This window comes from Eubacterium ramulus (genome assembly GCF_003122485.1).
GTDB classification, from domain to species: domain Bacteria; phylum Bacillota; class Clostridia; order Lachnospirales; family Lachnospiraceae; genus Eubacterium_I; species Eubacterium_I ramulus_A.
On sequence record NZ_JRFU01000082.1, the window covers coordinates 26,570 to 45,162 of the forward strand.

Genomic DNA, 18,593 nt, shown 5'->3' on the forward strand with positions numbered 1-18,593 from the left:
TATCGCCTCCTGTAAAAATCTCATCACCGGCACTTTTCTTCCTTTACCTGTCTTTCCTTAAAGCCCTCATCGTACTTTCCATCTTCCAGCCTGTCGTAAAAACAGTCCTCTTCAATCGTTCCGAAATCCTCATACATCTGGTGAAGGAAATCATTCTGCAGTTTCTTTGGCACATCATCATCCTTTGACATATCCTGATAAAAATAGAACTTCTGCTTTAGCTTTGCCCTGTAATCATAGATATCCTCTATCTTTTCCGGTGTGCCATACTCCCTCTTGTATGCCTTGAAATTCGTGGTTGAGAGTGTGGAACCGAGATAAATGCCATGCTCCCACGATACTCCGATTGTGGTATTGTCCTTTGTAGGCTTCTCATCCTTCGGATAACGCTTATACTCTGTCGCACCAAGGGCGATTGTAAGAGAACCTGACTTCATATCCATCACCACGAGATTCCTTGGTGATAATGCTTCAAGCACCATGTAATCATGGTCATTGAAGTTATGGAATGTCTGTCCCCTTTCAAATGATCTGTCCACACTTTCATAATGCAGGTTAAAATCATCCACCCAGCCCTTATCGGTCATTCCAATCTCCTTAAGCTTTGCAACACATTCAGAAGAACTGGCTTCTTTATCAAACCGAAATTCTTTGGAATCGTTATAAAGTCCCTGAAGAAAGTGCCCCAGCTGAATATCATCCAGACAGAATCTCGCAGATACAGTTACATTTGCTGCCCTGTAATACTCTGCGAAGTTATCTGCTTCACCAAGTGTCCTTCCAAGCTGCAACAAATTTTCTGCAAGCTCTGACATATCATCAACTGCTATAAAACTCTTATAATCATCCAGAGTCATCAGCATATTTGTCTCTGTTCCCCTGTCGTTTTCTGTTACCAGTATCATATCTTTTAAATCCATTCTTACCTCCAATCTCAGAGAGGGACTATGCCCTCTCTGCAAATTTCCTGTTATGGTCTTCCTATCACAACAATCTTTCCTGTGCTTGCCACATCCCTGTAGACCACACCAAGACTTTCATTAAGCGCCTCTACCACTTTGCCATTTCCGACATATACTGCCACATGGCTGATGTTCTTATATCTTCCGTTGCTTGTAAAACTATAAAAGATTAGGTCTCCCGGCTGTAACTCATCAAAGGAGACAGTCTTTCCGGCTTCATCCAGTCCCTGTGCCTCCGCTGCCGCTGTGGTTGCACCGCCGTAACTAATATCCACGCCTGCATCTTTCCACGAATAATAGGCTAAGGAGCTGCAGTCATAATAGTTACCGCTGTCTCTTAAATCCTGACTATATGGGAAGCCAACTCTGTGAAGTGCATAGGAGCAGACTGTTTTCTGCCTGCTGTCTGTAATTCCACTAAGGATGGCATTGATTTCATCCTCAGTCATGGAGCTTACTCCCGGACTGCCGCCTCCACCTCCACTTCCGCTTCCGGCATATCCAAGCTGTCCCATAAACTCAGGACTCATGATCTGCTCAAGCATTTCCACCTGATCAGAATTAAATCCATAGACCGAAATCATATCCCTGTACGATTTTAGTGTGACATTCACATACAGAACCGACTTCGTGACAGTAGTTACATTACCGTCTGCATCTGTTTCTTCCACATCTTTTGTTCCTGTGCTTGTGGTGTATGAACACATATCATTTACAACTGCCTGCAGCCAGCCTTTTGAAGTATCATTCATGACTGTTGCAGTATCTCCGACACCATGCTTGACCATATAGACAGCCATGATGTCATAGTAATTGCTTGGGTTTTCTTCCATACCTTCATAGTCCACATATACAAGCTCTCCAAGGTCATATCCGGTATGCTCATTCACTTTCGTATTCACATCCCGGTTAAATTCCTGCACATAAGCACTCGTTACTGTCTGCACGGTATCTCCTGATTCAAGTGGTGGCAGAAATAAAGCAAATGGAGAATTGTAAAGGATTGCTATCGCCGCAATAACCGGAACCGCAATCATGGCAACTACAAGAACAAGTAATAAAAGCACCAGTCCGACAATCGGTGCCGCTGCCTTTACCCAGGTAATCGCTTTTCGCACAATCAGATCCTTTACCAGCTTTGCCACGCTGTCTGTCTGATTCTCCTGTGCTTTCATCTTATCCAGAAAGAATTTTATCTTCCTGCTCCGGTTGGTCATCTTTTCATCCTTGACCTCTATGGACACACCTGCTGCATATCCAGCTGCTATGCCAATTGCAGTACCAACTCCCGGTGCAACCGCTGTTCCTGCCGCTGTAGCAGCTGTCTTTGAAGCAGTTTTCGCTGCAACCTTGGCAGTAGTCTTGGCTGTTTCTTTTGCCGTCTCTTTAGCTACGGTTTTGGCAGTATCTTTGGCAGCTTTCTTTGCTGTCTTTTTTGCCAGCTTCTTTCCTGCATCTACCTTCTTGATTCGCTTCTTTGCCTCGGCTGCCGCCTTTTTCCTGAAAAGTGCTGCACCCTTGGAAGCAGTTCCGGTAACAGGTCGGCTTGCTTCATATGCAAGATATGCTGCCTGCGATACCTCCTGACCACCTTCCACATGCTCCGTTACTGCCCCGGCTGCAAGTGCACCTGTTCTTCCTGCAATGTGAAGATTCGTGTTCTTGGTCTTGATGGAAGTGTTAGATTCTCTATAGTTTCGCTTAAATCTTGATAATCCTTTATTCTTCGACTCTGACTGATGAATGGTACTCTTGCGATATGACTTCTTTCTATCCGTATTAGTTACCTTTGCACCAGCTGTCTTAGGACCTCTCTCTACTGTATAGATGTTACTCCCCTTAATCTTGGCTCCCTTCGGTTCGTGGGCATGAATCTTGGCTTTCTCCTTGGTGTGAATGACCATCGGTTTGTCATCAACCTTTCTAATTTTCAATTTTCTCACCTCCTACTTTGAAAAATAAAATAAGCCGCTAGGGAGCAAAAATTACTCCTTAACGGCTATGTAAAATCATTCAATATTCAATTATTAAAAGCAACATGAAACTGAAATTTTACTTTTCCTTATATTCATCTGGTATTGCTATTTGAAATGTTTCACACAACAGCATCACATCATGCACATCATTTTTATCGTGTTCATATCCCAAATGAAGCATTACCTGACTCAATGGTTCAATACAAGAAACAGTTATATCTCCAACTTTTCCAATACCGGAAAAAGTTTTTGATGGAAATATATCTCCCTCATAAACAATTCCGTCATCTGTAAATTCAAAACAATGTAAATCAATGATTCTTTGTTTATCATCTTTCCAGACAGTATGACCATCCGTTGTATAATCAGTATTTACTTCCTCAAATCCATGCTGCTTAATCACATAAATATAATCATGATAATGTTTCAGTTCAACAAACAAATCAATATCATTGTGTATTCTTGATTCTCTTTTAAGAAGTGCATCAACACCCCATCCGCCATCTAAATATACTTTAATTTCGTTTTGCAAAGCATATTTTATAATTTCACATGCATCTTCTGTACGTACCATAATCTATCCTCCAAATTCAAATCTTTGTATGCTTTCCAACTCACTAAAAGCCTGAAATTTGTCAGTCTTTCATCCTTTTTGTTATCAATCACCAATTAGCTGTAATCCATTAGGATTTAGCTGATATATTTTATCGCACACCTCTTCAATATACTTTCTATCGTGAGAAATGCTAATGACAGCCCCCGGAAATTCTCGGAGCATTTTTCTTATTACCGGACCGGACAATGGTGAAAAATTTCTTGTCGGTTCATCCAGAATAAGAACATTTGCACCACTTAAGCTCATCCTCAAGAGAAGCACTTTCGCCTTTTGTCCGCCTGATAACTCCCGAATCGGATGCTCCATTTCATCTGGTGTGTATTTAAGTGAACCAAGGTATGTTCTAATTCTTGTACGCTCTTCTTTATCTCCTGTTTTATCAAGGTAATCAACCGGTGTAACATCCAAATCCAGCAGGTCTTCATAAGTTTGAGGCATATATTCTGCTTTAATGTCATTCCGATTTAGGAGTTCTTCCGCTATCTTTTTTAGAAGAGTCGTTTTTCCTGCCCCGTTGGCTCCTATCATACAGATTTTTTCTGAACCTTTTATTTTTAAATGAATTCCTTCTGCTAAAATTCTTTTGCCATCCGGAGTCACAAGCTTTGAAAGTTCATATTCTATGACCGTTTTTCCTGCGGGAATGTGTGAGTTTTCATCCCCTAATTTGACAAAGATTGCTTCTTCCTGTTCCGGCATCTGAGTCATATTTTCATCTTCTTTTTCAAATCTTCGTTCCATTGCCTTAACCGTATGCATTTTGTCCTTTAAGTTTTTGGCAACAGACGGTGCTTGTCTGGTACAACTTCTTAATGCACCTTGTACACTCTGCATAACTCTTTGATATTTTTCATCGCGAATCTTTTTCTCCCTACGGTCACTCAGTGCCCGCTGTTTTTGGATTTCAAATTTATGAAGCCGTTCTTCCACATAGCGTCTATAGGGAAGCTTTGCCACGGTATATCTCGCCTTTGTTTTTCGTATAATCTGCTCGATATGTATCACCATGTTGGCAGTACGCTCTATCAGCGTTTCATCGTGTGAAATAAAAAGCACAATGTGCTTCCAGTCATTTATGATTTTTTCCAGTAATGTAAGCGTCGCAATGTCGATGTCATTGGAAGGTTCGTCCAACAACAGCACAGAAACATCGCGAATGAAAAGCCTCATAAGTTGTGTCTTGACTTTTTCGCCTCCTGAAAGACTACCCATTGTCTGGTTACTGTAGAAAAAATCATTTTTCATTCCAAATTTTCCCGCAATAACAGACAATTCTTTAGGCGTTTTCTCCCAGAATATTTCCTCTTCAGAAAAATATTCGTATATTGTTTTTTCCTTATCTTCATCGAGCATCTCCTGCGGAAGATAACCAAGACGTTCGTGTCCCATTATCCTTTCCCCATCTGCTTCTATATAGTTTTCTACAAGCGACGGATTGTATATCCACTTCATTAATGTCGATTTCCCATTTCCCTCTTCTCCAATAATAACTGCCTTATCTCCATCATTTAGCACAAGGTTGAAATCATTAAGAATTATTCTCAGGTCTTTTTTATGTGTTAAATTTAATTTTTTTATCTGCAACATTAAAGTTTCTCCTTTTCGAAGTCTGAGCCAATTATTATTTTGAACACACAAAAACGAGTCTTTTTTGCATACGCAAAAATAGACTCGCTAAATAGACCCTTATTTCTTTTCCAAAAGGAAAACAAAGGAAATGCCTCTTGCGATAATCCAACTTAAGCGTACACAAAACAAACCTATTCTCTACAGGCTCAATAACTATATGTGTCTTACTTAAATCAAATTATCTATTAATCATTTCCTCACCTTACACAAAATGTGCCTTTCTTTCTTCTAATGGCAATACTATCATACTGTATTTTTTGTGTCAATACATTTCACCTTATGGAAGTGCAAATTCAAATTTTCTTTTCCCTAATAATTACAAATATTCCTTGGAAATTGCTTCCACACCATACATTTCCATAAATGCATCCAGGTCCGCTGCATCCCCAATCAACATATTCTCGTCAAAGTGTACGATAAGCATATCTTAAAATCCAGCCACATGTTCTCCGGTACAAATGATACATTTTAGAACTGCTTCCTTATTTATTTTTCATATCGAATCTTATATGCTTTCTTCTTAAAAATAGGGAATATCTAATTTATTATCATCAAGGTCGGACATTCATCCGACCTCTTGATTATACTATAGATTCTATAAAAATTCATCTGTTATCACTGCAGCATTGCTTCTTTTTTCTTCTGTTCCGCAATCTTCTCATGAATGTTGGTATTATACAGCCTGTACAAATCCGTATCCTTGCTGATCTGATTATCAAAGGGAATTACTACCGAACCACACTTAATAAGTCCCATTCCAGAGGCGGTATTAGTTACGAACCGAAGCTGTGCCTCTGATACCCCGATAACCTCCGCCATCTTTGAACTATCTGTATTTGCCTGCTTCAAGAGTGCCACAAACTCAGAGTTTGCAAGCATTGTGGTTGCTGTGTAATTCTGCAACAGATCGACAACATTCTGCGTGATACCGGTACAAAGACCTCCCTGCTTTCTTACCTTCTTCCAGAGCTGCTGCAAGTATTTTGCAGAATACTCGGAATTAAGCAGAACATGGAACTCATCAATATAGAGCCATGTTGCCTTGCCTCTCTTGCCATTCTCAACAATCCTGTTCTGAATGGATTCCATCATAACAAGCATTGTGATAGGACTAAGTTCTGTACCCAAGTCCCTGATGCCATATACTGTAAATCTGTTATCCACATCCACATTTGTCTGGTGATTGAAGATGTTAAGCGAACCATTTACGAAAAGCTCTAGTGACAGTGCAATGTCCTTTGCTTCCTCCTCCGGCTGCGCCATAAGGATATCGTAAAAATCACTCATCACCGGGATATACTTCTCTTTGCTTCTTGCAATGTCGATATACAGCTTTCTCACGCAGCGGTCAATGATTGACTTCTGTCTTGAATTTAAGCTGTCTCCGATACACTGCTCACAAAGACCAAGCATAAACTCGCCTTTTTCTCTTACCATTCCCTTGGAATCATTCGGATCAAGGCTCCATACATCCATCTCCAGCGGATTCACATAGTTATCCGTGTAAGTGGACATATTTACCACTGTTCCACCATAAGTCTCAGCAATATCAAAGTATTCGTTCATTGGATCTATGACGATTATCTCATCATCTCCCGACAAGAATACGCTGCCCATTTCCATCTTACAGAAGAAGGATTTACCGGAACCCGGCACTCCGAAAACGAAGCCATTTCCGTTTATCAGCTTCTTTCTGTTACCGATATTCACATTCTTGCTGATCTGATTGATACCATAATAGTTCCCTGTGCTGTCATTTAATTCCTGCACATTGAATGGCATAAGCACCGCAAGTGACTGGGTAAGAAGGGTACGCATTGTCTCCACCTGTCTTACACCAATCGGAAGCGCTGTGTTGAGTGCCTCCCTCTGCTTTAAGTAGTGTGTATCAATCGTACAGCTGTTACGCTTTCCGATAGTCTCCACTGTCTCACAGACGCTATCAAGCTCTTTTTTGCTCTCTGCCATAAGAATAATAGTAACTCCCACGAAGAAAAGGCACTGGTCATTCTCACGAACATCATCCATGATTTCCTCAATCTCCTTTTTCTCCGTTCTCTTGGCATATGAAATTTCCGTAGAAAAGTCGTTATTCTTATTACGGACTCTCTGCTGCTTAATGATATCCGACTCAATACCAAGGTATTTCTTCTGAAGCACCTTTGTAGTCAAATCCTTAGGAACAGGCACCACATCAATGCTCGTGATGGAATGAACCGGAAGGGAAGTAATCTCATTGATAAATCTGTCTGACAAACTGCTCGGATACTTTTTGATAAAAAGTGCCTTGCAGAATTTACTCTCATCCTCAAAATGGTCCGGGAAATATTTCACCATCCCATTGCACAGATCATTTCTAAAATCTGCTCCGACCTTCTTTGCCTTTTTGATATCAAAATCAAAGCTGCCCTCATCTCCAAGATGATAATAATCATAGAGCACTTTCAGTCTCTCATTGCCATTAAGCGGAACAATCTCTGCCCCAAGCTCAATGAAAGCCTTGTGTATCGTTGCCTCAAGGGTAGCAAACTGTGCCTTTGCCTCCTCGAAGTTCTTTCTCTCAATCGTGATTGTCAGGTATCTCTCCTGCTCAATCCCCTGTCTGCCCTCAATAATCTTCTCCTCAATGATGTCATTGTAGATTCTTCTATAATTATTGAAGCCATCGTTTTTCTCAGCAATCAGAACCTTGTCACGGAGTTCATCCATGTTTTTGTTCTTATTGTTGATCGTAATCTTATAATTACAGTCCAGCGAATTTAGGAACTTGCAATACCTCTCGAAAATACCGATCTGCTCATCCTCCGTTGCTGTCGTGTAATTGATGTCCTGAAAGCGGTAGCATTTGGAATACTTATTTTTGCTCACTTCAAAAATGCCGTTTTCAGCCACCGCCATAATCTCTATGGTTTCCTGAATGGATTTAGGTGTCTTATACAAAGGCTCACTCGCCTTCTTTAATAACTTAAATCCGTCTGTAAATAAACCCATGTCTCTAACCTCGCTTTCTTATAATGAAAGCCCGCCGGGAACTTCACCCTGCGGGCTGTGTTCCCGACCTTGCGGTCAGATACTATTCGTTTCTAATGCATTGCCTTATATGCTGCAATGCCTGCTGCTGCCGCCACAATGACTGCGACAAGTCCAAGCAGCATGTTTCTCGTCTTTTTCTTCATTGCTTCAAACTCCTCCTGCTTCTTTACAGCCGAATCAGCTGTTACAGTCTCCGGTTCAGCCTTTCTGCCTTTCTTCTTTACCTGTTCATTCTGTTCTGCTTCTAACTGCTTTATTGCAGGCTCTCCCTCTGTTGATACATAGGTAAGTGTCCTGTTCCCAAACATAAAATGCAGCTTCTTTCCCATATACTCGTAGAAATTCATCCCGTTAAAGGAATAGAATCCGCCAAGTGCAATCGGTGCCACACAGGGAATTGCCACATAAGCAGAACCCGTAAGACCGATATACTTGTAAAGAAGAAGGACGATACCGCCACCGACTACTACGCTTGCAATAGAAAATATAAGCTGCCTTGCAGTAAGTCCCATCGCAACCGATTCCTGATAGCGGTCAATATCCTTGTTTACTTCGATTACCATTGTCCCTGCCTCCTATCTTGATAAATCCTTTGTCTCCGGCTTTCTTGTCATTCCAATATTCGCCTCATACTTATCCATTCCATCCGGACACAGTTCTCTAAGCTTATCTACATTGAACAGATAAAGCGGATATTCGCAGAAACCACTCCTTTGCGTGAATCCTGTAAACTCTCCAAGGTCGTTATCTGTAATAAACTTTTCAATATCCGGCATGTCATTCACATTCAGATATCCGCAGTAATTTGGTGCTGCAACCGGCAAATTCACAGTCACATCCCCAAAAGGCTCCTCATATCCATCTTCATTACACATAAGACCGATAAACATTGCCCTGTTATTCATATACTGCTGGATATCAAATGTCACCTGCGTTTCTCCGGTTATGCTTGAATTATAAGTAACCTGTTTCTTTTCATTATCCATTTCTGCCTCCTTCTATAATCCAAATGCCTTGCTTGTAAGTGTCTGTGCACCCTTCACACTTCCAACAGTCATTGCTATCGTAAATGTCATTTCACACAAATAAATAAGCGTCTGTGCCCAGTCAGCGTAACTTCCTGTAAATGCTGGAAGTCCTGCATTGATAAATGCATTACATACCACAATTGCAAGTGCCATCGTTACTGCCTCGAATACACACGAAAGAAAATATTTGCAGTAGGTAGCCATTGTATGACTGACCATTCTGTTTCCTGCCATTGTGGAGCATGCAATCGCACCAAGCGGCACAATAATCAGTATCTTTAAGAACCTGAAATACACTGTGTAGATGATAAAGAATCCACAGATAATAATGATGATTGCAAGCAAAGCTGTAAGTATCAGCATTACCAGACTTTCACCAAATCCGAGTCCTTTAATGATATCTGCCTGTGTACTGTCAATGGCAAGCTGCGTCGTTGTCCCGGCAGATATAAGTCCTACCAGATTTCCTATGGAAGTAAAAAATGCTTTCATAATCGTGACATTATTTGCAACAAACCATTCTGCAAGTCCCAGTCGGATAAGCATACGCAGGATTGATTCAAACCTCATCTCATCTTTTACATCTATGCTTTCCGAGCAGAAACCGATAACAAAGAACAGCACAACGAGGGAAGAGCCGACCGCTACAAAGACCGGCTCTATCCCCTCAATGACTGCCCAGGGACCTCCGCCCTTGAAACTGACCGGTGACTGTCCAAGCATTGCAAAGACCAGGGATATCTGATTGTTCCAAAACCCAAACACTGCCTCAAGAAGTGCAAGGATCTTGTCTCCAAGCTTAAAAATATCCATACTTGTTATTCACCTCTTTCCTTTTACTAAAAGGGGAAATGCATTTCCCCAATCTTAGAAGCCTAAGAATGTCAGTACTGTTGAAATACCAGCCATCATGACACCTGCTACAATTCCTTTCAGTGCAGAGTTCATGGTAGATGAATCCTGCTGCTGGTAGGCTTGTGCGAACTCCATAACATTCTTTGCAAGAATGATGACACCAACCGCACCAATGACTGCAATGATAAGTGTCTTTAAATTCTCAAGCGGCTGTGTTACTGCGGAAGTACCTGTACCTGCTGCAAAACAGGTAGTGCTCATAAGCATCACTCCCATAAGTGCTCCGGATAATGCCGGAACGAATCTCTTTTTTAAGTGAATGAATCTACTCTTCATGCCTTTCTCCTCCATCTGATTGTTGTTTGTTGTTGAAATAACCTGTTCTTTTCTCATGTTGTTTAATCTCCTTTTTTGAAGTGACAGAAGCGGAAAAAGCCAGAAAGGAATACACATATTCCAATCCGGCTAGCTTTCCGAACGGAATATATGCATTCCTTTCTGTCCTGTTGATAGTTACTCTATGATAATCAGGCAATGCCTGTTGTACTGGTTAATCGGGCTTTCCCCGATGCGTTTTTGCTGTGACCATCTCCTTTCAAGGTATGAAAAAAAGCACCTTAACCATATGGCTAAAGTGCTAATTTACTCTCAAATTTGCTTTATTCTAAAAGCATTCCATCAATTATTGCAAACTTTGTCTTAAATATAGATCTATTCTGGCAATATCGTAATATGACATCCTGTACATAAGGTCTTGTACAATAACTGTCTACCACAATCTGTTTATCTTCCTCTTTCTCTATCCTCTTAAATATGCCTTTTGCATTCCAATCCGTCTTTACAGCATCTACTAAATCATTACTCATCTCAAGATGTGATAAAATCGTGGAATTCAACTCGGTTTCTTTAATTTCAGATATTTGTCCATAGTCATTAAGTTGCTTCAATTCTCTCTTAATTGCCTCCGTGTAACTTGTCATATTATTATCTCCTATCAATAAGTATTCAGGTGTTACATCTAGTGCCTTTGCTAGTTGTAAAAGATTATACGCACTTGGCTCTTCATTGAGTCTACCTTGTTCATAACGTCGTATACTCTGAACAGATATATTTGTTATCTTACCCAGCTCTTCCTGTGTATAGTTTCGTATATTACGCAACTCTTTTAATCTATCTGCAAAAGTCTTTTCCGTATTCATCCTGTACCTCCAATATAAAATAATTTCTGTCTTTTGTAACTGCTCACATGTTAGTAGTCCAATAAGCTGAAGCATACTATGTGAGCAAATTATATCATATACTCTGTAATATATCTAAAAACATTACTGCTTCTTTCGATATGAACTCATCTTCTCCACAGTAACCTCCGGATAAAAGTAAGTAAGAATCGTTGCCTTCGGAACTCCTGCCGCAAGTGCCTTCTTCACTTCCTCTTTCTGCTCCGGTGTATATGACCAGTGCAGCATTCGGTTTGTGATTGTATCCTCCCACTTAGGCTTTTCCCTCTCAGGATTCCTTACAGGCTTAGTACCAGCACTTCCATTAGAAGAGTTAGCACATTCTGTAGTATCAGACTTCTGTGACTCATCGACATACTCAAGCTCATTTGCCTGCTCCCTGTCAATCTTTGCTTTCTGCTCTGCCTCATCCTGCATGGAGAATCTTCTGCTTAACTCCGCATCACCAAGCATCATAAACTGCTCATAGGTAAGAGAATCTATATACACATTCTCGCCCTTATCCCTCAGCTTTTCATAATACTTAACTGCCTTGTCTGAAAGAATCTCAAATGGCGGACCGATAAGATTATCTGCTCCTCTTATCTGATGAACATAAGGCTCTCCCTTGCCATCTGCTGTCTGGTTAAACATCGAATGATTGAACGGTATGAACTTATTGTCCATGATAGGATCAAAACCACGGATAAAGATAATACATTTCTTATTATCCAGCTTTCTGACTTCATCGGGTGTAAACAATTCTCTGCCTAATACATCATAGTTTCTTGAAGAGCTTCCCTGTCTGCCCTTTGTTTCTCCACTTGACTTCTTATCAATCGTACCTTTTCCAAGCAGCTCTGACACATACTTATGCGTACTCTGCTCGTTTCCACCGAGATAGATGAACGTATCGCAGTTGCCGGGAATTGTCTCCCAGGTATCTTTAAAAAGTGCTTTTAACTGGGCAAAGTTCTGAATAATGATAATACTTGAAATCTCACGGCTTCGCATTGTCGATAACAGTGAACAGAAGTCATCTGGCAATGCGACATTCGCAAATTCATCTAACATAAATGTCACATGGATTGGCAGCCTTCCACCACAATTAAAGTCTGCCTGATAGTACAATTCCTGAAATATCTGCGTGTATAACATACCGATAATAAAGTTATAGGATTTGTCACTATCCGGGATTACACAAAAGAGTGCTGTCTTTGTCTCCCCATCTCCGTTTACACCAATACCGATATCGGACAGATTAAGCTCATCTTTGGAGAGTAATCGTAAAACCTGCTTATTTTCAAGAAATGCAAGTCTTGAGTTGGCACTGATGATAATGGAACGGACGGTATCTCCTGCACCTCGCATACATTTGTTGTACTGCTTTACTGCCGGATGATTAGCTCCGAGTGGGGAACTCTCCTCTAAGAACTTCATTCGCACATCCAGTTTCGACGCCTTTCCCTGCTCTGTCACTTCTGCTTCTCCAAGAAGCTTCAGTACTGTCTCAAAGTTTCTCTTTGCCGGCTGTACTTCAAGCCACACATAATAAAAGATTGACTGTAAAAATAATCCTTCTGCTTTCTCCCAGAATGGATCACTTGGAGTGGAACCCTTTGGTGTGGTATTACTGATAAGATTGGTAATCAGCTTTACAACATCTGTTTCCTCTCTGATATAGGAAAACGGATTATAGCAGTCCGACTTATCCATCTCAAGCAGATTGATGACCTTCACATTGTATCCGTTATTCTTTAACATCTGCCCGCAACTTCTAAGAATCTCACCTTTTGGATCAGTACAGATAAAAGAACAGTTATGTGGCATCTGCATCAGATTCGGCTTTACTTCATAAAATGTTTTTCCTGCTCCGGAACCACCACAGATAAGTATATTTCCATTGAGCTTGAGTCTCCTAAAATCCAGCGACATCTTCACATTTTGGCTGAGTATCCGGTTGAAATTCTCATCCTTATCTGCAAGTATCTTGTTGACCTGCTTCGGATTTTCAAATCTTGCCGTACCAAATTCCTTACCGGGCATATAGTTTCTCTGACTGGTGTAATACATGACAATAGCCATCGCATAGATACCTAATGCAATGGCTACTGCTTTTACTGTATTGGAATTGTAATAGTTGGCAAAGGGAACAGCACATACTTCATTGAATCTGTCCATAAATTCATTAAAGGCAATCCCTTCTGCCCACGCACCATTTATCAGATAACCAAGATACCCGGCTAACACTGCACCCACAAGGATGAATATCAGTGACGGCTTTTTCTTTGTTGTCTGCATAGGCTGCTACCTCGCTTTCTTCGTGGTAACAGTTTTCTTCTGTGTGGTCTTTTTCTGCTGCTTCTGTACTTTCTCGTAACGCTCCCTGACAGATGACTCCACCTTGTCGTAGTGAGTATAAAGCTCGGTTCCTTTCTGGGTTGTCACCACACGATTCTGCTCATCGTAAAGCTTATAATCCTTGGTGGAATCAAGGAAAGTAAGCATTGTCTTTCCACCATGAATCTCCATGATGTTTTCCTTACGGAGCCATACATATCTTGCCTCTTCTCCCCATGTGCCGGGAACTCTGGTCTTAACAGCATGGTCATTCTCTTCGATAATCAGCTTCTTGCTGATAGTCACATCTGATAAGTTCGCATTCTTTGATGCTGCAACTGCCCTCATTCTCTCAGCAAGGTCCTGATAGCCTCTAACACGATTGATAAATGCATCCTTGTCCATCATGACTGTATGGGTGCCATCCTCATTTTTCTTTCCAAGCACACCGATTGTCTCTAGCTGTTTGATAACACTTTCAGCCTGCTCACCATTGATACTGAAATTCTCCTTGACCTGATCCACACTGATAGCTTTCTTTTCCATTGCAAACATTCCGACCTTTTCGATCAGTCCGTCAATAGCGGTATTAACCCTATCCCCTTCTATCGTGTGGCTTTTCTCGTTTCCCTGCTGTTTCTTCAAAAAATCCATCAGCTTGCCAAGGGATTTTTCATCTCCATTCTTCAGATAATCGTCAAATGTGGCAATCTTACCAAACTTGAGCTTCTGTATCATCATATTCACACGGGGAACTGCCTCTGTATGAAAGATTACCTCACTCAGTCCATCTTTCCTGTTACAGTCTGGAAGTACCGAATACAGGATTCCATACTTCTTTGCCATCTTTTCAACCTTTTTCATATCTTCGGTATTAAACTGTAACACCTGTAAATCGCCACCTTTTAAGATCAGCTTTCTCATGGATGTCTTGCCAAGTGACTTTTCATAATCAAGCATCCCTTTTAAGAAATCTATTGCCTTCTGCATGGCAGCAATGCCGCCGCTTCCTACCTTCATGGCAATCTCAATGCCATCATAAGCTACACGGATGATCTGCACCGCTTCCTGAATCTCTTCTGCCATTATCGCACCTCCACTTTCTCTCTAACTGTTGTTTTAAGCGTTTCTGTCTCTGTAGTACGGATTTCCTCGGCTGATACATCAATACCATAAGTAGTCAAAATATCTGCCAGATGATTGATTGCTTTCTCCTCCTCGATACGATACATTTCAAGTGCCACAAGCAGGTTTTCCACCTGTTCCACCCATGCAGGCTTCATATCATATTTAGACCTGTATGTGACCATAATCTCGTCCGACTCAGCCTTATCCGCTGAATGTGCCAAAGCTTCAATAAGAGAAATCGTGTCTTCCTTGCTGCCGCTTCTGAATGCGAACTGGACAACAAAGTTTTTCTCTTCCTCTGTAAATTGATGCTCCACACCATTCATCTCTGTTACTGCTTCATTTACTACTGCTAAATTCATAAGTTCCTCCTAATCTGCCATGCTGTTTTCAAGCACAGCAATCTCAATGATCTCCTTCATCTTTTCCGCTGAAATGTTGTTGTTTATAAGCTCTACAAGCTGTGACTCAGTAAGTCCCTTTTCTATTGCACTCTTAATCTGCACAAGCTGCGCCGGAACAAGGTCTCCCGATGCAACCAGCTTTACAATGTCTGCTCTTGACTTTTTCTTAAATGACAGTCTTGCAAAAAGACTTGCCACTCCGCTGTTGCTGCTCTTTCTCACACTTCGCTCAATCGGAAGTCTCTGCACCACATTTCCAGTACCATCAACTACCGGAATCTGATAATAGACCGGAATTCCATTTGCCACAGCCTGCATATTCTGAGGAACTGCAACTGTATCAACCATCTTTTTATCTGCCTGTGATACGGACTGGCTTTCCTGCGGCTCTGCCTTACTTTCTGCCTCTTTCTTATTCTCTGTGGCAACACTTATGATCTTATCTTCCAATGACTCTATTCTGTCTCCCATACGCTTCATCTCCTTATCCTTTTTCTCAATATCATCCCTAAGTCTTGCAATTGTACTGCTTGCCTTATTCAGTTCATTCTGCTGACTGTTGATAAGAGCGTCCTTATCCTGGTTCTCCTTGACCAGACGCTCCCTGACTTCCTCGTCATCTTTGGAAGTTTCTATTTCAGAAAGCTTCTTATTCAGGGCATCATACCTTTCATTCTGATGATTGATCTTTGCAACCACTTCATCCATCTGAGCTACAAGACTTTTCACATACTCTAAATCCTGTGGCATCTGCTCTTTGGCTTTATTAAGCTTTTCTAATACCACATCAAACATCCTGCGCATGTTTACTGCTGTATCATCTTTTTGGACTACCTCTCTGATTGCATCAATCGGCACACCTTTTTCATAGTAATCCAATGCTGTCTGCATCTTAGGTGCTGCCATCCTGCTATCTTTCAGCAGCGTTAACAACTCTTCTGATACACCCTTATGCAGACATTTTGATAACACCTTCATCTGCTCAATGTCATAACTTTTGTTAAGATACAGACCGATTTCATCATCAGTCAGTCCATATTCATAATCGCTTTTGACAAGAGCAATAACCTCACTGTCCATATGCTTATTACGAAGAATCTGTATCTTTCTCTCAATCGCCATTTCACTTAATGGCTCTCTTTTTTCTTCCATATATGCCTCCTAACCACTAAAAAAAACAGCCTAACGTACCGGCTGTTCTTTTCTGTCTCTTATTGTTTCTTTGTCATACTGCTTCTCTTCTGCCGAAGCTGATACCGTAAGTTCCTTCCATATTGATCTTCCAAGATTAAGTTCCTTTGATACCGCCCGTTCTGCCTTACAGTCCTGTGCATACTTGCTCTCATATTTTTTTCTAAGACTCTCGACCTCTTCCACACTGTATCCCTGTGCCAGAAGCTCAGTGTTAAGCCTTTCCCATGCATTGTGCTCATCTTCAAAAAAGGTATCCCCACTCTGATAACACGATTCCGCATCATCAAGCCCCCGGATCTGTTCAGCCTTGTCAAAAATATCTTTGAATCTCTCCTTAGCCTTATAGGTCTTACTCTTTTCCTTTGATGCTTCTTTTTTCTTATCCGTCAGATTATCAAGTACCGATACAAGTTCTTCCGCACTCTCAATCTTATGCCTTACCAGAAATAGATACTGCTCCTGCAGCTTATGCATCTTTCGGATATCATCCTTATACTTCCATACCTGACTATATGGCTTCTTTTTCAGCTTTCCAATCCGGTAAAGCTTTGCATAATATCTTTTCTGCAAGCCTGACATCTTCGCCCTGCGGTATCTTTTGACATAGCACTTTACTATCGCTGCCTGCCTTTCCTCATTCTGTGACTGGTAAAAGGATAAATCTTCCTTCGCAATACGCTCCACAATAGCTTCCTGTGAATAATTCTCGCCAAGAGTCTTACATCTTCTGAATCTTGTCATCCCCTGTGGTCTGACTGCCAGATACTTTCCCTGCTTGACCTCATATCCTTTTTCCGACAGCAGCTCCAGAAATCCACTAAAATCATTTGCCTGTAAAATGCAGGCATCAAAATCTCTTTTTATCATATCTGCCCACACAAAGCTGCCTTCACGATATTCGCTCCAATCCTTATAATTCTCGTGCTGTTTCTCTTTGCTGCCATCCTCCACATCTATAATGGAAAGACCATACTCCTGACACAGCTTATTGGTAATTGGCTGGATATACTTTGCCCAGTCACCTTTCTCGTAGCGATACTTTTTCCCATCCACAAAGCTTACACTGTTAAATACAATGTGTGAATGAACATGGTCTGTATTATCATGAACCACAAATACCGCTTCATAGGCATCACCAAGATATTCTGCTACAAACTTCTGTGTTATCTCAAAAGCCCTATCCGGTTCCACCTCATCCTCTTTGAAAGAAAGAATGATGTGATACCCCTGTCGCTTGTCTGTTTTTCCAAACTGCTTCTTTGTATCCATCATCTGTTCAAAAGCCATATCTGCCTGGCAGTTTATAGCTCCCACAAGTCTTCCTCCCTGCGTTTTCTCAGGATTCATCACATAATCCAGTGCCCGTTTCAAATGCCTTGCATGAAAAGAATTCCCGCTGTCCTTCATATGAAGTATCTTACTGATTGCCAATCTTTACCACCGCCTCGCTGACAGACTGATTCAGCTTTTTCATATATGCCACAAGCTGTTCCTTATCTTTCTTGGAATACAGCTGTGCATTGCTGTTAAATACAATCTGATTGATGTTAATGCCGATTCGGTTTATCTCATTGATAAGCTCTTTAAGAAGTTTCCTTACTTCCGGATAGTCATTTGGTTTCTGACTGATTAGAAGCCTGATATATTCGGCTTCATTCATTCCATTTGCCTTTGCCTTATCAGAAAGTACCTTCGCTTCCTGTGGCATAAGTCTTAGTGTTTTCCTTATACAATGAACTTTATCAGCCATAGAATCACCTTCCTCTCTTACCCGTACTGTATTCTCTTACTCCTTCTGCTACTGTTACAGCAGCTTTTTCCAGTTCTTTATTACCCAGCTGGGCAATAACCCTGTCTGCAAGCTCTGTAGCAACTTCTATAAGTTCCTTACCATAACTGGTTTTATCAAACAATCTGTCCAGTCTCTTTTCATCTGCTTTCAGACTTTCATACTTGCTCTGATACTCGTTATAGTCGTTAAAATCCTTTGGATCACTCCTGTGTGCTTCCGCATCAAGTATCAGTTCATAGTTCCATTCACAGACAATATCTATAACATCATCAATCAAATATGGTTCTATCTCGCCATTCTCTTCAGCAATATCCTGCCTGTACATCTTCCCATCTGAATCTATGCCAATGGCATAATCATGTCCTTCCATTGGTCCTATGTCAAGAAAAAGTACAAATTAAATGTAACCAATTTTCTCT

At 41.0% G+C, this 18,593-nt stretch carries 17 protein-coding genes; all 17 read right to left on the reverse strand.

The features are described from left to right. Window positions 1-23: 23 nt before the first annotated feature. The gene (locus LG34_RS07440) at window positions 24-920 is read right to left on the reverse strand and encodes a hypothetical protein (protein WP_077326134.1); all 897 of its coding nucleotides are present in this window, start codon (window positions 918-920) and stop codon (window positions 24-26) included. Window positions 921-970: 50 nt separating this feature from the next. After that, window positions 971-2,905: a C40 family peptidase gene (locus tag LG34_RS07445; protein ID WP_347486731.1), complete on the reverse strand. Its 1,935-nt coding sequence runs from the start codon at window positions 2,903-2,905 to the stop codon at window positions 971-973. A gap of 109 nt (window positions 2,906-3,014) precedes the next feature. After that, window positions 3,015-3,512 carry a nucleotidyltransferase domain-containing protein gene (locus LG34_RS07450; protein WP_009247521.1) on the reverse strand — a complete coding sequence of 166 codons (498 nt, stop codon included), beginning with the start codon at window positions 3,510-3,512 and terminating at the stop codon, window positions 3,015-3,017. A gap of 84 nt (window positions 3,513-3,596) precedes the next feature. Beyond that, entirely contained in the window at window positions 3,597-5,141 is a 1,545-nt protein-coding gene (locus LG34_RS07455) for an ATP-binding cassette domain-containing protein (RefSeq protein ID WP_009247522.1), read from the reverse strand. A gap of 657 nt (window positions 5,142-5,798) precedes the next feature. Then, window positions 5,799-8,174, reverse strand: coding sequence for a VirB4-like conjugal transfer ATPase, CD1110 family (locus LG34_RS07460; RefSeq protein WP_077326136.1), 2,376 nt, complete (start codon window positions 8,172-8,174; stop codon window positions 5,799-5,801). Window positions 8,175-8,266: 92 nt separating this feature from the next. After that, window positions 8,267-8,779: a PrgI family protein gene (locus tag LG34_RS07465; RefSeq protein WP_055062573.1), complete on the reverse strand. Its 513-nt coding sequence runs from the start codon at window positions 8,777-8,779 to the stop codon at window positions 8,267-8,269. Between the two features lie 12 nt (window positions 8,780-8,791). Then, window positions 8,792-9,202, reverse strand: coding sequence for a DUF4313 domain-containing protein (locus tag LG34_RS07470; protein WP_077326138.1), 411 nt, complete (start codon window positions 9,200-9,202; stop codon window positions 8,792-8,794). A gap of 12 nt (window positions 9,203-9,214) precedes the next feature. Continuing rightward, entirely contained in the window at window positions 9,215-10,057 is an 843-nt protein-coding gene (locus LG34_RS07475) for a hypothetical protein (protein ID WP_008120647.1), read from the reverse strand. A 54-nt stretch (window positions 10,058-10,111) separates the two neighbouring features. Beyond that, on the reverse strand, window positions 10,112-10,492 hold the full coding sequence (locus tag LG34_RS07480; RefSeq protein WP_040894197.1) for a hypothetical protein: 381 nt from the start codon (window positions 10,490-10,492) through the stop codon (window positions 10,112-10,114). Window positions 10,493-10,758: 266 nt separating this feature from the next. Then, the gene (locus LG34_RS07485; protein ID WP_227701393.1) at window positions 10,759-11,298 is read right to left on the reverse strand and encodes a helix-turn-helix domain-containing protein; all 540 of its coding nucleotides are present in this window, start codon (window positions 11,296-11,298) and stop codon (window positions 10,759-10,761) included. Between the two features lie 123 nt (window positions 11,299-11,421). Then, window positions 11,422-13,617: a VirD4-like conjugal transfer protein, CD1115 family gene (locus tag LG34_RS07490; RefSeq protein ID WP_077326140.1), complete on the reverse strand. Its 2,196-nt coding sequence runs from the start codon at window positions 13,615-13,617 to the stop codon at window positions 11,422-11,424. A gap of 6 nt (window positions 13,618-13,623) precedes the next feature. After that, entirely contained in the window at window positions 13,624-14,742 is a 1,119-nt protein-coding gene (locus tag LG34_RS07495; RefSeq protein ID WP_004611534.1) for a PcfB family protein, read from the reverse strand. Further along, window positions 14,742-15,146 carry a hypothetical protein gene (locus tag LG34_RS07500; protein WP_077326142.1) on the reverse strand — a complete coding sequence of 135 codons (405 nt, stop codon included), beginning with the start codon at window positions 15,144-15,146 and terminating at the stop codon, window positions 14,742-14,744. Before LG34_RS07500 ends, LG34_RS07495 begins: the two co-directional genes overlap by 1 nt. Before the next feature lie 9 nt (window positions 15,147-15,155). Next, window positions 15,156-16,340 (reverse strand): hypothetical protein, encoded by a 1,185-nt coding sequence (locus LG34_RS07505; RefSeq protein ID WP_077326144.1) that lies wholly within the window; start codon window positions 16,338-16,340, stop codon window positions 15,156-15,158. Window positions 16,341-16,370: 30 nt separating this feature from the next. Then, window positions 16,371-17,696 carry a relaxase/mobilization nuclease domain-containing protein gene (locus tag LG34_RS07510; protein WP_431602604.1) on the reverse strand — a complete coding sequence of 442 codons (1,326 nt, stop codon included), beginning with the start codon at window positions 17,694-17,696 and terminating at the stop codon, window positions 16,371-16,373. A 103-nt stretch (window positions 17,697-17,799) separates the two neighbouring features. Next, entirely contained in the window at window positions 17,800-18,132 is a 333-nt protein-coding gene (locus LG34_RS07515; protein ID WP_055262787.1) for a plasmid mobilization protein, read from the reverse strand. Window positions 18,133-18,136: 4 nt separating this feature from the next. Then, on the reverse strand, window positions 18,137-18,544 hold the full coding sequence (locus tag LG34_RS07520; protein WP_242979828.1) for a multidrug transporter: 408 nt from the start codon (window positions 18,542-18,544) through the stop codon (window positions 18,137-18,139). Window positions 18,545-18,593 lie beyond the last annotated feature (49 nt).

What these genes read in the sequence shown, in the direction of transcription:
- LG34_RS07470 (WP_077326138.1), bottom strand. Translation starts at nt 9,202, where the DNA reads ATGGATAATGAAAAGAAACAGGTTACTTATAATTCAAGCATAACCGGA.
- LG34_RS07520 (WP_242979828.1), bottom strand. Translation starts at nt 18,544, where the DNA reads ATGGAAGGACATGATTATGCCATTGGCATAGATTCAGATGGGAAGATG.
- LG34_RS07450 (WP_009247521.1), bottom strand. Translation starts at nt 3,512, where the DNA reads ATGGTACGTACAGAAGATGCATGTGAAATTATAAAATATGCTTTGCAA.
- LG34_RS07515 (WP_055262787.1), bottom strand. Translation starts at nt 18,132, where the DNA reads ATGGCTGATAAAGTTCATTGTATAAGGAAAACACTAAGACTTATGCCA.
- LG34_RS07490 (WP_077326140.1), bottom strand. Translation starts at nt 13,617, where the DNA reads ATGCAGACAACAAAGAAAAAGCCGTCACTGATATTCATCCTTGTGGGT.
- LG34_RS07475 (WP_008120647.1), bottom strand. Translation starts at nt 10,057, where the DNA reads ATGGATATTTTTAAGCTTGGAGACAAGATCCTTGCACTTCTTGAGGCA.
- LG34_RS07485 (WP_227701393.1), bottom strand. Translation starts at nt 11,298, where the DNA reads ATGAATACGGAAAAGACTTTTGCAGATAGATTAAAAGAGTTGCGTAAT.
- LG34_RS07500 (WP_077326142.1), bottom strand. Translation starts at nt 15,146, where the DNA reads ATGAATTTAGCAGTAGTAAATGAAGCAGTAACAGAGATGAATGGTGTG.
- LG34_RS07480 (WP_040894197.1), bottom strand. Translation starts at nt 10,492, where the DNA reads ATGAGAAAAGAACAGGTTATTTCAACAACAAACAACAATCAGATGGAG.
- LG34_RS07440 (WP_077326134.1), bottom strand. Translation starts at nt 920, where the DNA reads ATGGATTTAAAAGATATGATACTGGTAACAGAAAACGACAGGGGAACA.
- LG34_RS07505 (WP_077326144.1), bottom strand. Translation starts at nt 16,340, where the DNA reads ATGGAAGAAAAAAGAGAGCCATTAAGTGAAATGGCGATTGAGAGAAAG.
- LG34_RS07455 (WP_009247522.1), bottom strand. Translation starts at nt 5,141, where the DNA reads ATGTTGCAGATAAAAAAATTAAATTTAACACATAAAAAAGACCTGAGA.
- LG34_RS07460 (WP_077326136.1), bottom strand. Translation starts at nt 8,174, where the DNA reads ATGGGTTTATTTACAGACGGATTTAAGTTATTAAAGAAGGCGAGTGAG.
- LG34_RS07465 (WP_055062573.1), bottom strand. Translation starts at nt 8,779, where the DNA reads ATGGTAATCGAAGTAAACAAGGATATTGACCGCTATCAGGAATCGGTT.
- LG34_RS07495 (WP_004611534.1), bottom strand. Translation starts at nt 14,742, where the DNA reads ATGGCAGAAGAGATTCAGGAAGCGGTGCAGATCATCCGTGTAGCTTAT.